14 protein-coding genes are annotated in these 16,898 nt (G+C 68.7%); 13 read left to right on the top strand and 1 reads right to left on the bottom strand.

The genetic code is table 11. From position 1 onward, the window contains the following. Positions 1–91: 91 nt before the first annotated feature. From CP958_RS24995 to CP958_RS27440, 3 genes are read left to right on the top strand one after another with little or no spacing between them, the layout of a single operon-like run. Entirely contained in the window at positions 92–1,360 is a 1,269-nt protein-coding gene (locus CP958_RS24995; RefSeq protein ID WP_096704863.1) for a Glu/Leu/Phe/Val dehydrogenase, read from the top strand. Between the two features lie 60 nt (positions 1,361–1,420). After that, positions 1,421–3,013, top strand: a complete 1,593-nt coding sequence (locus CP958_RS24990; RefSeq protein WP_170959108.1) for an ATP-binding protein — start codon at positions 1,421–1,423, stop codon at positions 3,011–3,013. Beyond that, positions 3,006–3,620, top strand: coding sequence for a response regulator (locus CP958_RS27440; protein ID WP_096704861.1), 615 nt, complete (start codon positions 3,006–3,008; stop codon positions 3,618–3,620). Before CP958_RS24990 ends, CP958_RS27440 begins: the two co-directional genes overlap by 8 nt. 24 nt (positions 3,621–3,644) lie before the next feature. Here the strand turns inward: CP958_RS27440 and fumC are convergent, their stop codons facing one another. Then, positions 3,645–5,027: a class II fumarate hydratase gene (fumC, locus tag CP958_RS24980; RefSeq protein WP_096704860.1), complete on the bottom strand. Its 1,383-nt coding sequence runs from the start codon at positions 5,025–5,027 to the stop codon at positions 3,645–3,647. 46 nt (positions 5,028–5,073) lie between these two features. Here fumC and acnA point away from each other — a divergent pair, with 46 nt between their 5' ends. The 10 genes from acnA (at position 5,074) to padH (ending at position 16,897) form a co-directional block, all read left to right on the top strand. Next, on the top strand, positions 5,074–7,785 hold the full coding sequence (gene acnA / locus CP958_RS24975) for an aconitate hydratase AcnA (RefSeq protein WP_096704859.1): 2,712 nt from the start codon (positions 5,074–5,076) through the stop codon (positions 7,783–7,785). An 82-nt stretch (positions 7,786–7,867) separates the two neighbouring features. After that, positions 7,868–8,272, top strand: coding sequence for a LysR family transcriptional regulator (locus CP958_RS24970; RefSeq protein WP_096705048.1), 405 nt, complete (start codon positions 7,868–7,870; stop codon positions 8,270–8,272). A 130-nt stretch (positions 8,273–8,402) separates the two neighbouring features. Beyond that, on the top strand, positions 8,403–11,153 hold the full coding sequence (locus tag CP958_RS24965; protein ID WP_096704858.1) for a molybdopterin-dependent oxidoreductase: 2,751 nt from the start codon (positions 8,403–8,405) through the stop codon (positions 11,151–11,153). Next, on the top strand, positions 11,150–12,010 hold the full coding sequence (gene fdhD / locus CP958_RS24960) for a formate dehydrogenase accessory sulfurtransferase FdhD (RefSeq protein WP_096704857.1): 861 nt from the start codon (positions 11,150–11,152) through the stop codon (positions 12,008–12,010). The genes CP958_RS24965 and fdhD overlap by 4 nt, the downstream gene beginning before the upstream one ends. Next, on the top strand, positions 12,007–12,657 hold the full coding sequence (locus CP958_RS24955) for a 4Fe-4S dicluster domain-containing protein (RefSeq protein WP_096704856.1): 651 nt from the start codon (positions 12,007–12,009) through the stop codon (positions 12,655–12,657). The genes fdhD and CP958_RS24955 overlap by 4 nt, the downstream gene beginning before the upstream one ends. Beyond that, positions 12,654–13,487: a dimethyl sulfoxide reductase anchor subunit gene (locus CP958_RS24950; RefSeq protein ID WP_096704855.1), complete on the top strand. Its 834-nt coding sequence runs from the start codon at positions 12,654–12,656 to the stop codon at positions 13,485–13,487. The genes CP958_RS24955 and CP958_RS24950 overlap by 4 nt, the downstream gene beginning before the upstream one ends. Positions 13,488–13,584: 97 nt before the next feature. Continuing rightward, entirely contained in the window at positions 13,585–14,166 is a 582-nt protein-coding gene (gene padE / locus CP958_RS24945; RefSeq protein ID WP_096704854.1) for an NADH-dependent phenylglyoxylate dehydrogenase subunit gamma, read from the top strand. Further along, on the top strand, positions 14,153–14,431 hold the full coding sequence (locus CP958_RS24940) for a 4Fe-4S binding protein (RefSeq protein WP_242443137.1): 279 nt from the start codon (positions 14,153–14,155) through the stop codon (positions 14,429–14,431). Before padE ends, CP958_RS24940 begins: the two co-directional genes overlap by 14 nt. After that, a complete protein-coding gene (gene padG / locus CP958_RS24935) occupies positions 14,431–15,651 on the top strand; it encodes an NADH-dependent phenylglyoxylate dehydrogenase subunit alpha (RefSeq protein WP_096704852.1) in 1,221 nt (406 codons plus the stop codon). Before CP958_RS24940 ends, padG begins: the two co-directional genes overlap by 1 nt. Continuing rightward, a complete protein-coding gene (padH, locus tag CP958_RS24930) occupies positions 15,644–16,897 on the top strand; it encodes an NADH-dependent phenylglyoxylate dehydrogenase subunit epsilon (protein ID WP_096704851.1) in 1,254 nt (417 codons plus the stop codon). Before padG ends, padH begins: the two co-directional genes overlap by 8 nt. Position 16,898 lies beyond the last annotated feature (1 nt).

Here is a 16,898-nt window from a genome sequence, read left to right as displayed (position 1 = left end):
TCGGTGCGGCGAGTTAGTCCAACGCCTCGGACAAATCCTTGGGCGGGCGGGGCAAAGCGGTCACCGGAACCAAATCACTGGAGATAACCTAATGACCGACATGGCCATGCTTTCCCACGCCCTCACCCGACTTGACGAGGCGGCCCGCCACATCGAGGTCGATCCCGAGGTGCTTGAGAAGCTCCGTCATCCCAAGGAGACCCTGACCACCCGCCTGACCATCCGCATGGACGACGGGTCGCGCCGCTCCTTCACCGCCTGGCGCTGCCGCTACGACGATACGCGCGGCCCGACCAAGGGCGGCATCCGCTTCCATCCGTCGTCGACGGTGGGCGAAGTCTCGACCCTGGCCTTCTGGATGACCTTCAAGTGCGCCGTGATGAACCTGCCCTATGGCGGCGGCAAGGGCGCGGTCCAGGTCGATCCCCGCGGCCTGTCGCGCGCCGAGCTGGAACGCCTGTCGCGCGCCTATGTCCAGGCCTTCGCCAGCATGATCGGCCCCGATCGCGACATTCCGGCCCCCGATGTCTATACCAATTCCATGATCATGGGCTGGATGGCCGACGAGTACAGTTCCATGGTCCGCCAGCCGAGCCCGGCCGTCATCACCGGCAAGCCGATTCCGCTGGGCGGCTCGCTGGGCCGCGACGACGCCACCGCGCGCGGCGGCTTCTATCTGGTCAAGCACCTGGAAACCGAGCTGGGCCTGGACAAGTCGGCCAAGCGCGTCGTCGTGCTGGGCTACGGCAATGCCGGCGTCCACATCGCCCGCCTGCTGCATGCCGACGGCTACAAGATCATCGGCATCTCGGATTCGCGTGGCGCCATCGTCTCGGCCGACGGCCTCGACCCCGATGCGGTGCTCGACGCCAAGGACGCGGCCGGCTCGGTCTCGGCCTATGCCAAGAGCGGCCGCGCCCGCGTGGTGGCTGCCGACGAATTGCTGGCCGTGGAATGCGACCTGCTGGTTCCGGCGGCGCTCGAGGACCAGATCCACATCGACAACGCCGACAGCATCCGCACCAAGGTGATCCTCGAACTGGCCAACGGCCCGGTCACCAAGGAAGCCGATGCCCTGCTCGAGGCCAAGGGCATCGTCGTCCTGCCCGACATCCTGGCCAATGCCGGCGGCGTGACCGTGTCCTACTTCGAGTGGGTGCAGAACCGCCAGGGCTATTACTGGTCCCTCGCGGAGGTCCATCAGCGCCTCAAGACCATCATGGAAGCCGAAGGACGCCACGTCTGGAACATCCATCTGGAAAAGAAGGCGGCCATGCGCACCGCGGCCTATGTCCATGCCCTGCAGCGGCTGTCCGACGCCATTGCCGCGCACGGCACCCAGGCCTACTTTACCAACTGAGTGATGGAAGGGGCGGCCCGTCATGGGCCGCCCCCGGCATCGGAACGGAGGAGACGAGGAGTGCAGCGGTTCGCGATCGGCGGAAGGCTGTTCCCGCTCGTCTTTCTCGCCGTCTACATCCTGGTCGACCGGGTCACCTTCATCCACGACCCGCCGGCCATCAACATCACCCCCTGGAATCCCCCGGCCGGCCTTTACCTGGCCCTGCTGCTGCTCAAGCCACGGGGAGCGGCGCCGCTGACCTTCGCGGCGCTGATGCTGGGCGACCTTCTGGTGCGCGGCAGCCCGGCGCCGGTCCCGGTGCTCGCCGTCAGCAATCTGCTGATCGTGCTCAGCTATGGCGCCGGCGTCTGGCTGCCGTCCCTCCGCCTGCGGTTCAGCCCCGACCTGGGGCGCATGTACGATACCGTCCGGCTGGTGATCATGGTGCCCATCGCCGCCGTGGCCGCCGCCTTGGGCTTCACCCTTCCCTACATGGTGGCCGGGCTGCTGCCCTGGCACGACCTGCCGGCCATCGTGGCGCAATACTGGGTGGGCGACGTCATCGCCATCCTGACCGTGACGCCCTTCCTGCTGCTGCATGTCCATCGCACTCCGGGCAACGGCCCCCGCAGGCCCCGGATCGAGACGGCCCTGCACGCCCTGGCGGTGGCCGCCGCCCTGGCAGTGACCTTCAACCCGCTGGTGCCCGATCCGTCCAAGATCCTCTATGTCCTGTTCCTGCCCATCATCTGGATCGCCATGCGGCGCGGGCTGGCCGGCACGACCACGGCGGTACTGGTCATCCACATCGGTGTCATCGTCGGGCTGTCGATCAGCCCCGGCCACTGGCGGGACCTGACCTATTACCAGACGGTCATGGTGGCACTGGCGGGGACCGGATTGCTGGTGGGCGCGGTGGTCAGCGAGCGCTGGCGGCTGGAAATCAGCCTGGGTCAGCGCCGGGCCGAGCTGTCACGGGTGGCGCGCCTCAGCCTGATCGGCGAGATGGCCTCCAGCCTGGCCCACGAGTTGAACCAGCCGCTGTTCACCACCATGGGCTATACCCGGTCCTGCCGCCAGTTGCTGGTGCGCGGCGGCGAGCGCGACGCGATTCTCGACCTGATGGACCGCGCCACCGCCGAGGCCGAACGCGCCGCCGAGGTGCTGCGCTCCATCCGGGGCTTCCTGCGCCAGGACGGCCAGCCGGCCAAAGTCGATCTGCGGGCCGCCCTTGACGGCATCCTGGTGTTCATCCGCCCCGACGCCCGCCGCCACGGCATCGCCCTGACCGTGGACCTGCCCGCCGATCTGCCGCCGCTGTGGATCGACGCGGTCCAGCTCGACCAGATTCTGCTGAACCTGCTGCGCAACAGCCTCGACGCCCTGGCCAACCGGGAGAAGCGCGACGGACCGGACCGCATCGCCGTCGCCGCCACCCTGGGCGAGCGCATGGTGGAGATCTCGGTCGCCGATACCGGCCCCGGCGTCCCCGAGGACAAGGTGGGGCCGCTGTTCGATCTGTTCTTCACCACCAAACCCTCCGGGATGGGGCTGGGCCTGCCCATCTGCCGCTCCATCGTCGAAGCCCATGGCGGGCGGTTGTGGCTGGCCCGCAACGGCCCCGAGGGCGCCTGTTTTTCCTTCACACTTCCCGTGGTCCGCGATGCTTGAGCCAACCGTATTCATTGTCGACGACGATGACGCCGTGCGTCATTGCATTTCCGTGATGTGCAGCCTTGCCGGAGTGCCGTGCGAGACCTTCGCCGACGGCGAGGCCTTCATGTCGGCCTATCAGCCCACCCGGCCCGGCTGTCTGGTAGTCGATCAGCGCATGCCCGGGATGAGCGGCCTGGAGCTGCTGGAATGGATGTCCGCCCAGGCCCAGCCGTTGCCGGTCATCGTCATCACCGGCCACGGCGACGTCCCCATCGCGGTCAACGCCTTTCGCAGCGGCGCCCTCGACTTCCTGGAAAAGCCGTTCGCCGACGAATACCTCCTGCAGCGGGTGCGCGAGGCCTTCGACCGCGATGCCGAGGCGCGCCAGCGGGCCGGAGAGCAGGCCAGCGTCTTCACCCGCTATCGCCGCCTGAGCCGGCGCGAGCGGTCGGTGATGGATCTGATGGTGCGGGGACTGGCCAACAAGCTGATCGCCGCCGAACTGAATATCGGCATCCGCACGGTCGAGAGCCATCGCGCCAACCTTCTGAAAAAGATGGGAACCGCCAGCCTGTCGGAACTGACCCGGCTGCACCTGCGCCTGCAGGGCAAGGACGCCTGAGCGGTCATGGAACGGCCCGATGCCTCAGACCATCTTGGCGGGGTCCACCCAGGCCTCGAACTGCTCCGCCGTCACATGGCCGGTGTCCAGGGCCGCCTGGCGCAGGGTCAGGCCGTCGGCATGGGCGCGCTTGGCGATCTCGGCGGCGCGGTCGTAGCCGATATGGGGCGCAAGCGCCGTCACCAGCATCAGCGACTGTTCCAGCAACTGGCCGATCCGTTGCCGGTTGGCAGTGATGCCGCGCACGCAATGCCGGTCGAAGCTGGCCATGCCGTCGGCCATCAGGCGCACGCTCTGAAGAAAGTTATGCGCGATGAGGGGCTTGAAGACGTTCAGCTCGAAATTGCCCGAGGCGCCCCCCATGGTGATGGCGACGTCGTTGCCCATCACCTGGCAGCAGGCCATGGTCAGGGCCTCGCATTGGGTGGGATTGACCTTGCCCGGCATGATCGAGCTGCCGGGTTCGTTTTCCGGCAGGCCGATCTCGCCCAGCCCCGAACGCGGCCCCGAGGCCAGCCAGCGGATGTCGTTGGCGATCTTCATCAGCGCCACCGCCAGGGTCTTCACCGCGCCATGGGCGGCCACCAGACCGTCATGGGCGGCCAGGGCGGCGAATTTGTTGCCGGCGGAAACGAAGTCCAGGCCATAGCTTCGCGCCAGTTCCGCCGCGACGCGGGCGCCGAATTCCGGGTGGGTATTCAGCCCGGTCCCCACGGCGGTTCCGCCGATGGCCAGGGGATAGAGCGACGGTAATGCGCCGGTCAGCACCGCCTCGGCGTGGTCCAGTTGCGCCACGTAGCCGGAGAACTCCTGCCCCAGGGTCAGCGGCGTGGCGTCCTGCAGGTGGGTGCGGCCGATCTTGACGATGGCGGCGAACTCGCCCGCCAGCCCCGCCAGAGTGGCGCGCAGGCCGCCCAGCGAAGGCAGCAGGGAGCCGGCCATGGCGATGGCGGCGGCCACGTGCATGGCGGTGGGAAAGACATCGTTGGAGGACTGCCCCAGATTCACCTCGTCATTGGGATGGACGCAGCGGTTCAGGCCGCGCTCGCCGCCCAGGATCTCCGAGGCGCGGTTGGCCAGCACCTCGTTCATGTTCATGTTGGTCTGGGTGCCCGAGCCGGTCTGCCAGACCGACAGGGGAAATTCCCGTTCATACCGTCCGGACTGCACTTCCCGCGCGGCGGCGATGATGGCGTCGGCCTTGTCGGCGGCCAGCAGGCCGAGGTCGGCGTTGACCCGGGCGCAGGCTCCCTTCACCTGAGCCAGGGCCAGAATCAGTTCGACTGGCATCCGTTCGCCGGATATGGCGAAATATTCCAGCGAACGCTGGGTCTGCGCACCCCATATATGGTTCGCCGGCACCTGGATGATGCCAAAGGAATCCTTTTCCGGCCGGGTGGTGCTCATGGGCTGCTCCTCTCCAGGGCTACCGCCGCAATCAACGGAGGCCATCATGCTCCAAGATCCATTCGGCGCGTTACGCGATCTTCCGCTCGGCCACGGAAAATCGTCCAGATATTACGCCCTGGCGGCGTTGGATGGGGGCGGTGGCGGCCCGGTATCGCGCCTGCCGGTCTCCATCCGCATCGTGCTGGAATCCCTGCTGCGCAATTGCGACGGCAAGCGGATCACCGAGGACCACGTCCGCCATCTGGCCGGCTGGCGGCCCAATGCCCCGCGCAATGCGGAAATCCCCTTCGTGGTGGCCCGCATCGTCTTGCAGGATTTCACCGGCGTGCCGCTGCTGTGCGATCTGGCGGCCATGCGCGGCGTGGCCCAGGCCTTCGGCAAAGCTCCCGACATCATCGAGCCGCTGGTCCCCGTCGATCTGGTGGTCGATCACTCGGTTCAGGTGGATCACTACGAGGAGGACGATTCCCTGGGGCTCAACATGCGCCGGGAGTTCAGCCGCAACGCCGAACGCTACCGCTTCATCAAATGGGGCATGCAGGCCTTCGACACCTTCCGCGTCGTGCCGCCGGGCATCGGCATCGTCCATCAGGTCAATCTGGAATTCCTGGCGCGCGGCGTGCTTGAAAAGAACGGCGTCACCTATCCCGACACCCTGGTCGGCACCGATTCCCACACCACCATGATCAACGCGCTCGGCGTGGTCGGCTGGGGCGTCGGCGGCATCGAGGCGGAAGCCGGCATGCTGGGCCAGCCGCTGGTGTTCCTTACCCCCGACGTGGTCGGCGTCCATCTGCACGGCCGCCTGCCCGAGGGCGCAACCGCCACCGATCTGGTGCTGTTCCTCACCGAGCGTCTGCGCCGGGCCAAGGTGGTCGGCAAGTTCGTCGAGTTCTTCGGCGACGGGACCCGCTCCCTGGCGGTGCCCGACCGCGCCACCATCGCCAACATGGCGCCGGAATACGGCGCCACCATGGGTTTTTTCCCGGTGGACGAGGAAACCGTCAAATATCTGACCGCCACCGGCCGCACCGAGGCCGAGATCGAGGCCTTCCGCGCCTATTTCTCGGCCCAGGGCCTGTTCGGCATCCCCATGCCCGGCGACATCGACTACAGCACGGTGATCGAGTTCGATCTGGGCTCGGTGCAACCCTCCATCGCCGGCCCCAAGCGGCCGCAGGACCGCCTGAACCTGCCGGACATGCGCCGGGCCTTCACCACCCTGTTCTCGGCGCCCGTGGCGGACAACGGCTACGGCCGTCCGGCGGAAGAACTGGAGCGGCGGCATCCCCTGGGCTCCGCCGCCGCCCATATCGGCCACGGCGATGTCCTGATCGCCGCCATCACGTCTTGCACCAACACCTCCAATCCCGGCGTCATGCTGGCGGCCGGGCTGCTGGCCCGCAAGGCGGTGGCCCTGGGCCTGACGGTGGGGCCGCGGGTCAAGACCTCGCTGGCGCCGGGATCAAGGGTGGTCACCGAATACCTCGCCAGGGCCGGGCTGCTGGGCGATCTGGAAGCCCTGGGCTTCCGCGTCGTCGCCTATGGCTGCACCACCTGCATCGGCAATTCCGGACCGCTGATGCCGGAATTGGAACGGGCCATCGCCGCCGACGATCTGGTCTGCGCCGCCGTGCTGTCGGGCAACCGCAATTTCGAGGCCCGCATCCATCCGGCGCTCAAGGCCAATTTCCTGATGAGTCCGCCGCTGGTGGTGGCCTTCGCCCTGGCCGGCCGTATCACCATCGACATGACGAGCGAACCGCTGGGAATCGGCAAGGACGGCAAGCCGGTGATGCTCGCGGATATCTGGCCGAGCAGCCGGGAGGTGGCCGAGGCCCTGCTCGGCGCCACCGATCCCGGCCTGTATCGCCGGCTTTACAGCGACTTCGTCCACGGCAATCCGCTGTGGAACGACATCCCCACCGACAGCGGCCAAGTCTATGCCTGGGCGCCCTCCACCTATATCGCCGAGCCGCCGTTCTTCGACCGCTTCAGCCCGACCCCCGGCGGCGTCAGCGACATCGTCGGCGCCCGCGCCCTGGCCATCTTCGGCGATTCGGTCACCACCGACCATATCAGCCCGGCCGGCTCCATCGCCGCCGCCTCACCCGCCGGCCAATACCTGCTGGCCCATGGCGTGGCCGCCGCCGACTTCAACAGCTATGGCGCCCGGCGGGGAAACCACGAGGTGATGGTGCGGGGAACCTTCGCCAACGTGCGCATCCGCAACCTGATGCTGCCGGCCAACCCCGACGGGTCGCGCGTCGAAGGCGGCCTGACCCGCCATCAGCCCGACGACACGGTGATGCCCATCCATGACGCGGCAATGCGCTATCAGGAGGCCGGCATTCCCACCATCGTCTTCGCCGGCACCGAATACGGCACCGGCTCCAGCCGCGACTGGGCGGCCAAGGGGCCGAAGCTGCTGGGAGTGCGGGCCGTGGTGGCGCAGAGCTTCGAGCGCATCCACCGCTCCAATCTGGTCGGCATGGGGGTGCTGCCGCTGCAGTTCCTACAGGGCGACAGCCCGGCCTCGCTGGGAATTTCCGGGGACGAGGAATTCCATATCCACGGCCTGACCGGAGCGCTGCAGCCCAGGCAGGAGGTGGTCCTGGAAGTAATCGACCGCCGGGGCCGCAGCCGCAAGGTCACCTTGGAATTGCGCGTCGATACCGCCATCGAACTGGATTACCTCGGCCACGGCGGCATCCTGCCCTATGTCCTGCGCGAATTGCTGGCGGCGGAACGGTAGGGCCGCGCTGTCCCTTCACAGGGTGACAGACAGCCTCGTCCGCGTCTGTCACAGCAGGGGATCAACTGTGGAGAACGCCGCCATGAAGGGAAGTTTGGTCGCCGGCCTGTCCGCGACGCGCCGATGGACCGTCGACGAGGGACGCACCATCGGCATCCTGGGACCGGAAAGCCGGGTCTACGCCACGCCTTATCTGGTCTACGACCTGGAAACCACCTGCCGGGAATTCCTGCTGGACCACCTTGATCCCGGCGAGGACACGGTGGGAACCAGGGTGGAGATGGACCACGCCGCGCCCACTCCGCTCGGTATGTGGGTGGACATCACCGTCACCGTCGCCAAGCTTGATGGTCGGGGCGTCACCCTGGCCTTCACCGCCGCCGACGCCCTGGACCGGGTGGCCAGCGGCAGCCATTCCCGCTTCGTCGTGGAAGTGGAGAAGACCAGGGAGCGCCTGATGGCCAAGGCGCGCAAAGCCGGCCTTTAGACCATCGGAGCCGGGCGGCCGCTCCGCCGCCCGGACGCCCCTTGTCCCTTTGCAGGGGGACAGACACCCAAACCGCCCTTCCCCCACACTGATTTCCGATGCCAAGGCCGGCGCGGGAGGAAGCGTGGAGATGAACGATCAGGCAAGGACGCAAACGCGGCGGGTTCCGACCTATTGCTACAATTGCGTCGCCGGCCCCGACCTGATGAATGTGGTGGTCGAGGACGGCGTCGCCCTGGCGGTGGAACCCAACCACGCCGGCACCGGCATCCATCCGGCCGACGGGCGCCCCTGCGTCAAGGCCTATGGGCTGGTGCAGAAGACCTACAATCCCCACCGCGTGCTCACCCCCATGAAGCGGACCAATCCGCTGAAGGGCAAGGACCAGGACCCCGGCTTCGTGCCCATCTCGTGGGACGAGGCGTTGGAGACCATCGCCGCCAGGCTCAACGATATCCGCGCCCGGGGATTGCTGGACGACGCGGGGCTGCCCCGCGTCGCCGCCACCTTCGGCCATGGCGGCACGCCGGCCAGCTACATGGGCACCCTGCCCGCCTTCCTGGCCGCCTGGGGCGCCATCGACTACAGCCTGGGTTCGGGCCAGGGGGTCAAGTGCACCCACTCCGAGCATCTTTACGGCGAGTTCTGGCACCGCGCCTTCACCGTCTGCTCCGACACCGTGCACACCCGCTACATCGTCTCGTTCGGCGCCAATGTGGAGGTGACCGGCGGCGTCTGCGCCGTGCGTCGCCACGCCGACGCCCGCATCCGGGGCATCAAGCGGGTGCAGGTCGAACCGCACCTGTCGGTCACCGCCGGCTGCTCGGCGGAATGGGTGCCGATCAAGCCCAAGACCGACCCCGCCTTCATGTTCGCCATGCTGCACGTCCTGCTGTGCGAGGTGCCGCCGGAGCGCCTGGACGTGGACTTCCTGCGTGACCGCAGCAACTCGCCCTATCTGGTGGGACCGGACGGCTATTACCTGCGCGATCCCCAGACCGCCAAGCCCCTGATGTGGGACACCCGGAGCAACGCTCCGGTGCCCTTCGACCATCCCGGCGCCGTTCCCGCCCTGGCCGGCGAGTACCCCATCGCCGCCGCCCTGGCCCACAAGGCCGACGGCGAGGTGGTCCGTCACGAGGCCATCACCGGCCGCCCGTCGCTCGCCCTGACCGTCGAGGCCATGCGCCCCTACAGCCCGGACTGGGCGGCCAAGCTGTGTGACGTGCCGGCCGACACCATCCGCCGGGTGGCGCTGGAATACCTGGACAATGCCTGCATCGGCCAGACCATCGAGGTGGACGGCCGCACCCTGCCCTACCGGCCGGTGGCGGTGGCGCTGGGCAAGACGGTCAACAACGGCTGGGGCGCCTTCGAATGCTGCTGGGCGCGCACCGTGCTGGCCACCGTGGTCGGCGCGCTGGAGGTGCCGGGCGGCACGCTGGGCACCACGGTGCGCATCAACCGCCCGCACGAGAACCGCCTCGCCACCGTCAAGCCGGGCGAGGACGGCTTCATGGCCTGTTCGTTCAACGCCACCAGCCCCGACAAATGGGCCGCCAAGCCCACCGGGCGCAACGCCCACCGCACCCTGGTTCCCCATGTGGGCAACGGGCCGTGGAGTCAGGCCCTGGGGCCGACCCATCTGGCCTGGATGTTCATGCGGGAAGCGCCGGAGAACTGGCCCAAGCCGTCCTGGCCGGAAATCTGGTTCGCCTACCGCACCAACCCGGCCATCTCGTTCTGGGAGATCGAGCGTCTGGCCGACACCATCGCCCACATGCCGTTCATCGTGGCCTTCGCCTATACCATGGACGAGACCAACCACATGGCCGACATCCTGCTGCCCGAGGCCACCGACCTGGAAAGCACCCAGTTGATCCGGGCGGGCGGCACCAAGTTCGTCGAGCAGCACTGGGCGCACCAGGGCTACGTGCTGCGCCAGAAGGTGGTCGAGCCCCAGGGCGAGGCCCGCGACTTCACCTGGATTTCCACCGAGCTGGCCCGGCGCACCGGCCTTTTGAAGGAATACAACGAGCGCCTGAACCGCGGTCTCGCCCTGGTGCCGCTCAAGGGCGAGGGCTACGACTTCTCGCTGCCCACCGACCGGGTCAACGGGCCGGAAGCCATCTGGGATGCGGTATGCAAGGCGGCCAGCGCCGAGATGACCGGTGGCGCCGAGGTCAAGGACCTGGAGTGGATGAAGGAGAACGGGTTCTTCGTGAAGCCGTTCAAGCGCACCGACTGGTACCTCTATCCCAGCATGGTCGAGCAGAATTTGCGCTTCGAACTGCCCTACCAGGAGCGCCTGCTGCGCATCGGCGAGGAACTGGGGCGGCGCCTGCACGGCCAGGGCATCACCTGGTGGGACGAGCAACTGGGCGAATACCAGGCCCTGCCCCAATGGCACCACGTGCCCGACCGCTGGACCGAGGCGGTGATCGCCTCGGGCGGCAATCCCGACGACTACCCGCTGTGGGGCATCACCACCAAGAGCATGCAGTACTCCACCGGCGCCAATTCCGGCATTCCGCTGATGAACGAGGTGGCGGTCAACATGCGCGGCCACGGCCGCATCATCATGAACGCCGGCACCGCCGGGAAAATGGGCATCGCCCAGGGCGAACGGGTAGAGGTCCGCTCCACCACCGGCTTCACCCGGGGACAGGTGGAGCTGGTCCAGGGCTGCCGCCCCGACACCATCGTCATTCCGGGACAGTTCCAGCACTGGAAGACGCCCTATGCCAAGGACCTGGGCTATCCCTCGCTGAACGCCCTGACGCCGCTGTCCGAAACCACCCTGGCGCTGACCGACGCCACCGGCTCGGGGGCCGACATCGTCCGCGTCGCCATCCACAAGCTCGAAGGAGGCGCGCCATGACCGCCGCTCCCATTCACCCGCCCGTCCCCGACCCGGCCCTGGGCGACCCCGGCTGCGCCGGAACCGGCGTGGTGGCGGTAGAGCGGCGCAGCCTGGCCGGCGTCGATGCCGATCTCGACTGGGTGGCCGAGGAGGTTCCGGTCAGCCTGGAATACAACGGCATCGCCCATGCGGTGATGCTGGCCACCCCCGCCGATCTCGAGGATTTCGCCCTGGGCTTCAGCCTGACCGAGGGTATCGCCGCCACCGCCGCCGATATCCGGGGGGTCGAGGTGGACATTCTGCCCCAGGGCATCGCCCTTCGGATCGAACTGGCGGGACGGCGGTTCGACCTCTTGAAGCGCCGCCGCCGCGCCCTGGCCGGGCGGACCGGCTGCGGATTGTGCGGAGCGGAAAGCCTGGATCAGGTGATGCGCGATCTGCCCGTCGTGGCGGCGACGACCACCTTCCGCCCGTCGACCTTGGCCGAGGCGCTGGCCCGCTTGCGGGCCGGGCAGCACCTGCTGGGCAAGACCGGCGCCACCCACGCCGCCGGCTGGATGGATGCCGGCGGCAACGTCGCCCTGGTCCGCGAAGACGTGGGCCGCCACAACGCGCTCGACAAGCTGATCGGTGCCCTGGCCCGCCAGGGCACCGATGCCGCCGCCGGGGCGGCCCTGGTCACCAGCCGGGCCAGCTTCGAGATGGTGCAAAAGGCCGCCGCCGCCGGGATCGGCATGCTGATCGCGGTCTCGGCTCCCACCCTGCTGGCCGTCCACACCGCCGCGCGCCTGGGCGTCACCCTGGCGGGCTTCGCCCGTCAGGACCGCTCGGTGGTCTACGCCCATGGCTGGCGGCTCACGGAAGACGCCTCATGACCCGTTACATCATGGTCGCCGACCTTCGGCGCTGCGTCGGCTGCCAGACCTGCACGGCGGCCTGCAAGGAAACCAACGCCACGCCGCCCGGCGTGCAGTGGCGCCGGGTGCTGGACATGGAAGCCGGCGACTACCCGGACGTGCGGCGCATCTTCCTGCCCACCGGCTGCCAGCATTGCGACGAACCGCCCTGCCTGGAGGTCTGCCCCTCGACCGCCACCGCCAAGCGGGCCGACGGTATCGTCACCATCGACTACGACCTGTGCATCGGCTGCGCCTACTGCGCCGTGGCCTGTCCCTACGAGGCCCGCTTCAAGGTGGACAGGACCGAATACGCCTATGGCGCCCAGCCCATGGACAACGAGCGGGCGCGTCTGGCCGAGGAGAAGATCGGCGTCGCCACCAAATGCACCTTCTGCGTCGACCGCATCGATGCCGGGATCAAGGCCGGCAAGGTGCCCGGCGTCGACCCCGAAGCCACGCCGGCCTGCGTCAATTCCTGCATTTCCGGGGCGCTGCGCTTTGGCGACATGGACGACCCGGACAGCGCGGTATCCCGGCTGATCGCGGACAACCAGTGGTTCCGCATGCACGAGGATCAGGGAACCGGACCGGGCTTTTATTACCTGTGGGACAAGGGTCAATGAGCATGCACTCCCCTCACCGGCAAACCAGTTGGGACTGGCGGGCGGCCGGCAATTTCATCGGCGGCGGCACCGGTTCCGGCCTGCTGGCCCTGGGCTTCGCCGCCGGCCTGCCCCCAAGCCTGACCGCCGTGGTCGGCGGCACCCTGATCGGCCTGGGGCTGGCCTGCGTCTGGCTGGAGATCGGCAGGCCCTGGCGGGCGCTCAACGTGTTCTTCCACCCCCAGACCTCGTGGATGACCCGCGAAGGCATCGTCGCCATGGCGCTCTATGCGGTGGGCAGCGGCGCGGCGCTGCTCAGTTCCCCCGGCCTACTGGGACTGATGGCGCTGGTGGCCATGGGCTTCGTCTGGTGCCAGGGCCGCATTCTCACCAGCGCCAAGGGTATCCCGGCCTGGCGGGCCGGACTGACCCTGCCGCTGATCCTTGCCACCGCCGCCGCCGAAGGGGCGGGGGCGGCCGTGTTGCTGGCCGGTGTGACCGGAGCGGACGTGCCCTGGCTGGGCCGGGGATTGGCGCTGCTGCTGGCGCTGCGCTATGTGGTCTGGCGTGCCTATCTGGCCCGGCTGAAGGCCCCCGCCCAAGCCATGGCGGCCGCCCGCCGCCTGGACATGCCGCTGGTCCTGGCCGGGCACCTGCTGCCGGCCCTGCTGGCGGTGTTCGGGCTGTCGCTAGCAGCGGGCCTGCTGGCCGTGGTCGCGGGCTGGTTCCTCAAATACGTGCTGATCACCCGCATGGCCATGACCCAGGGATTCGCCCTGCCGGTCACTCCGGCACGGGGGCGCGGCACCACGGGCACCGGCGTGAAGCCCGGTTGGGGGGCGGCGTCATGAGCGAGGCAAAGCCGAGCGCGGGCGCATTGAGCGCCCCGGAGCGTAGCGGAGGAGCCAAGGGTGCGGGAGCACCCGCCCGGCGCCTGAGGGACAAGCAATGACCAACGAGATTCGACTGCACGGGCGCGGCGGCCAGGGAACGGTCATGGCGGCGGGCATCCTGGCCCAGGCCCTGGCCGAGGAAGGCAAATGGGCCATCGCCATCCCGACCTTCGGCTTCGAGCGGCGCGGCGCCCCGGTTTCGGCCTTTCTCCGGGTCGACGACAAGCCCATCCGCAGCCTGACCAACATCTACCACCCCGACGTCATCGTCTGCATCGACCAGACCCTGGGGCGTGCCGTCAACATCTTCGCCGGCATGGCCCCAGGCGCCACCCTGGTGCTGGCCAGCCGCAAGCGCCCGGCCGAGCTGGACCTGCCGCCATCGGCCCGCCGCCTGGGGCTGGTGGATGCGGTCTCCATCGCCATGGATCTGTTCAAGCGGCCCATCACCAACTCGGTGATGCTGGGCGCCCTGGCGCGGACCACCGGCATGGTCTCGCTGGACGGCCTGGCCCGCGCCATGGAGGGCTCGCACTTCCGCGACGCCGGGCTGGCCCAGAATCTCGAAGCCATCCGGCGCGGCTACGACGCGACCGAAGTGCTCGACCTCAAGGAATCCTGCCATGCCTATGCCTGACCCCTCCAACCTGCCCAAGGATCTGGCGCCCATCGCCACGCGGCTGAGCGCCATGCTGCCGGGCGACTGGCGGGCGCTGCGGCCGGTGGTCGACCGCGCCAAATGCGTCAAGTGCGCGGTGTGCTGGCTGTTCTGTCCGGTGCAGTGCATCGCCGAGAAGCCCCGCTGGTTCACCGCCGACATGAGCGTCTGCAAGGGCTGCGGCGTCTGCGCCCAGGAATGCCCGCAGAACGCCATCGCCATGGTCGAGGAGGACGCGGCCTGATGAACCAGATGCCAAACTCGTCACAAATGATCGTCTGCGACGGCAACGAGGCCGCCGCCCGCGCGGTGGTGCTGGCCCGCCCCGACGTGGTTTCGGTCTTCCCCATCACGCCCCAATCCTCGCTGGTGGAAAGCCTGTCGCAATTCGTCGCCGACGGGGTGCTGGGCGCCGAACTGATCAACGCCGAGGGCGAGCATTCGGTGCTGTCGGCGCTGCAGGGCGCCTGTCTGGCCGGAGCCCGGACCTATACCGCCACCTCGGGGCCGGGGCTGGCCTTCATGTTCGAGCCCTATGTCAGGACGCCGGGCCTGCGCCTGCCCATGGTGGTGTCGCTGGTCACCCGCGACATGCTGTCGCCGCAATGCGTGTGGGGCGGCCAGCAGGATGCCATGAGCGTGCGCGAATGCGGCTGGATTCAGGTCTATTGCGAGGACGTGCAGGAGGTTCTCGACACCGTGGTCATGGCCTTCAAGCTGGCCGAGCACAAGGACGTGCTGCTGCCGGTCAATGTCTGCCACGACGGCAATTACCTGTCCTACGGCGTGTCGCGGGTGGAGATGCCCGCCGCCGGGCTGGTGGACGAGTTCCTGGGCGAGGCGGCGGTCAACTGGCACATCGCGCTGGACCCGGCGCGGCCCATGGCGGTGGACCCCCTGACCGGCGGCACCGGTCCCGGCGGAGCGGCGTCCTTCGTCGGCTACCGCAAGAGCCAGGTGGGGGCCATGGCCCAGTCCCTGCGGGTGCTCTCGGATATCCATGCCGAATGGGCCGAGCGCTTCGGCCGCCATTGGGCGCCCCTGGTCGAGGAATACCGCCTGGACGACGCCGACATCGCCATCGTTACCATCGGCTCCATGACCGGGGCGGGCAAGGACGCCGTCGACGCGGCGCGCGAACGGGGCGAGAAGGTCGGCCTGATCAAGGTGAAGACCTACCGTCCCTTCCCGTGCGAGGCGGTCATCGCCGCCCTCTCCAAGGTCAGGGCAGCCGGCATCGTCGACCGTTCGGTGTCGTTCGCCTGGAATTGCGGGCCGCTGCACCAGGACGTGATGACCGCCCTGTTCGCCTCGCCGGTGCGCATTCCCCTGGTGGGCTGCATCGGCGGTCTGGCCGGCGCCGACATCACCGCCGAGCACTTCGCCCGCGTCATCGCCGCCACCGCCCAGGCGGCGGCCGGCGAGAGTCCCGCCTCCCCCATCTGGTTGAACGAGCATGACTGACGCCCACGCCAAATACCTGATCGTCGGCGCCAGCCATGCCGGCCGCGAAGCCCTGGCCGCCATCCGCATGAGCGACCCCGATGGACGCCTGGTGATGCTGAGCGGGGAAAAACACCTGCCCTACTCGCCGACCATCCTGCCCTATGTGGTGTCGGGACGCTCCTCGCCCGATCGGGTCGCCCTGGCCAAGGCGGAGTGGTTCGCCGGGAACCGGGCGGAACTGGTCCAGGACGCCCGGGTGGTGGCGGTCGATCCCGCCGCCCGCGCCGTGCGGCTGGCCGATGGCGGGCGCTGGACCTATGACCGACTGCTGCTGGCCACCGGAGCCGAGCCGGCGATCCCGAGGGTCGAGGGACTGAAACCCGGTGCCTACCATGTCCTGCGCACCCTGGACGATGCCCTGGCCATCCGTGTGCACGCGGCAAGTGCCCGCCGCGCCGTGGTGCTGGGCGCCGGTCTGGTGGGCCTGCACGCCGCCGAGACCCTGGCCGAGGCAGGCCTCGACGTCACCGTGGTCGAGATGCGCCCCCACGTCCTGGCCGAATATTTCGACGCCAAGGCCGCCGCCCTGATCGGCGCGACCTTCGAACGCCACGGCGTCCGCATGCTGATGGGCCGCCGCCTGGAGCGGGCGGCGGGGTCGGAGCCGTGCCGCCTGGGCCTCGACGACGGAACCGAGCTGGAGGCCGATCTGCTGCTGGTGGCGGCGGGAGTGCGCCCGGCCACGGATCTGCTGGCCGGCGGCCCGGTCGCCACCGACAGGGGCATCCTGGTGGACGAGCGCATGCGCACCAACGTGGACGGCATCTGGGCGGCGGGCGACGTGGCCCAGGCCAAGGGATTTCTGACCGGTCGGTCTATCATCAATGGCACCCTGCCCGAGGCCGTCGAGCAGGGCCGCATCGCCGGAATGGACATGGCCGGCGACGCCGACCTCGTTCCCTATGGCGGCGGCATTCCCCTCAACACCTACGGCTTCTTCGGCCGTCACGCCGTGGCGGTCGGAGCGGCCGCCACCCCGGAAGGCGAAGGTGCCGAAGTCCACACCGACCGGTCAGATGGCTATTGCCGCGTGGTGCTGCGTGACAACCGGTTGATCGGACTGGCCGCCATCGACCGGGTGGTGGATGCCGGCATCTTGTGGCGGCTGATCCAGCGCCGCACCGACCTTGCCCCGGTGCGGGACCGCTTTCTCTCCCATCCCCTGGAAACCGCCCGCGCCCTGATGTCGCAGGGCTGGAGGTAGA

This window comes from Magnetospirillum sp. 15-1 (genome assembly GCF_900184795.1).
Classification (GTDB): Bacteria; Pseudomonadota; Alphaproteobacteria; order Rhodospirillales; family Magnetospirillaceae; genus Phaeospirillum.
Note: the sequence above shows the minus strand (reverse complement) of the source record. Positions and strands in the feature narration are given on the sequence as shown.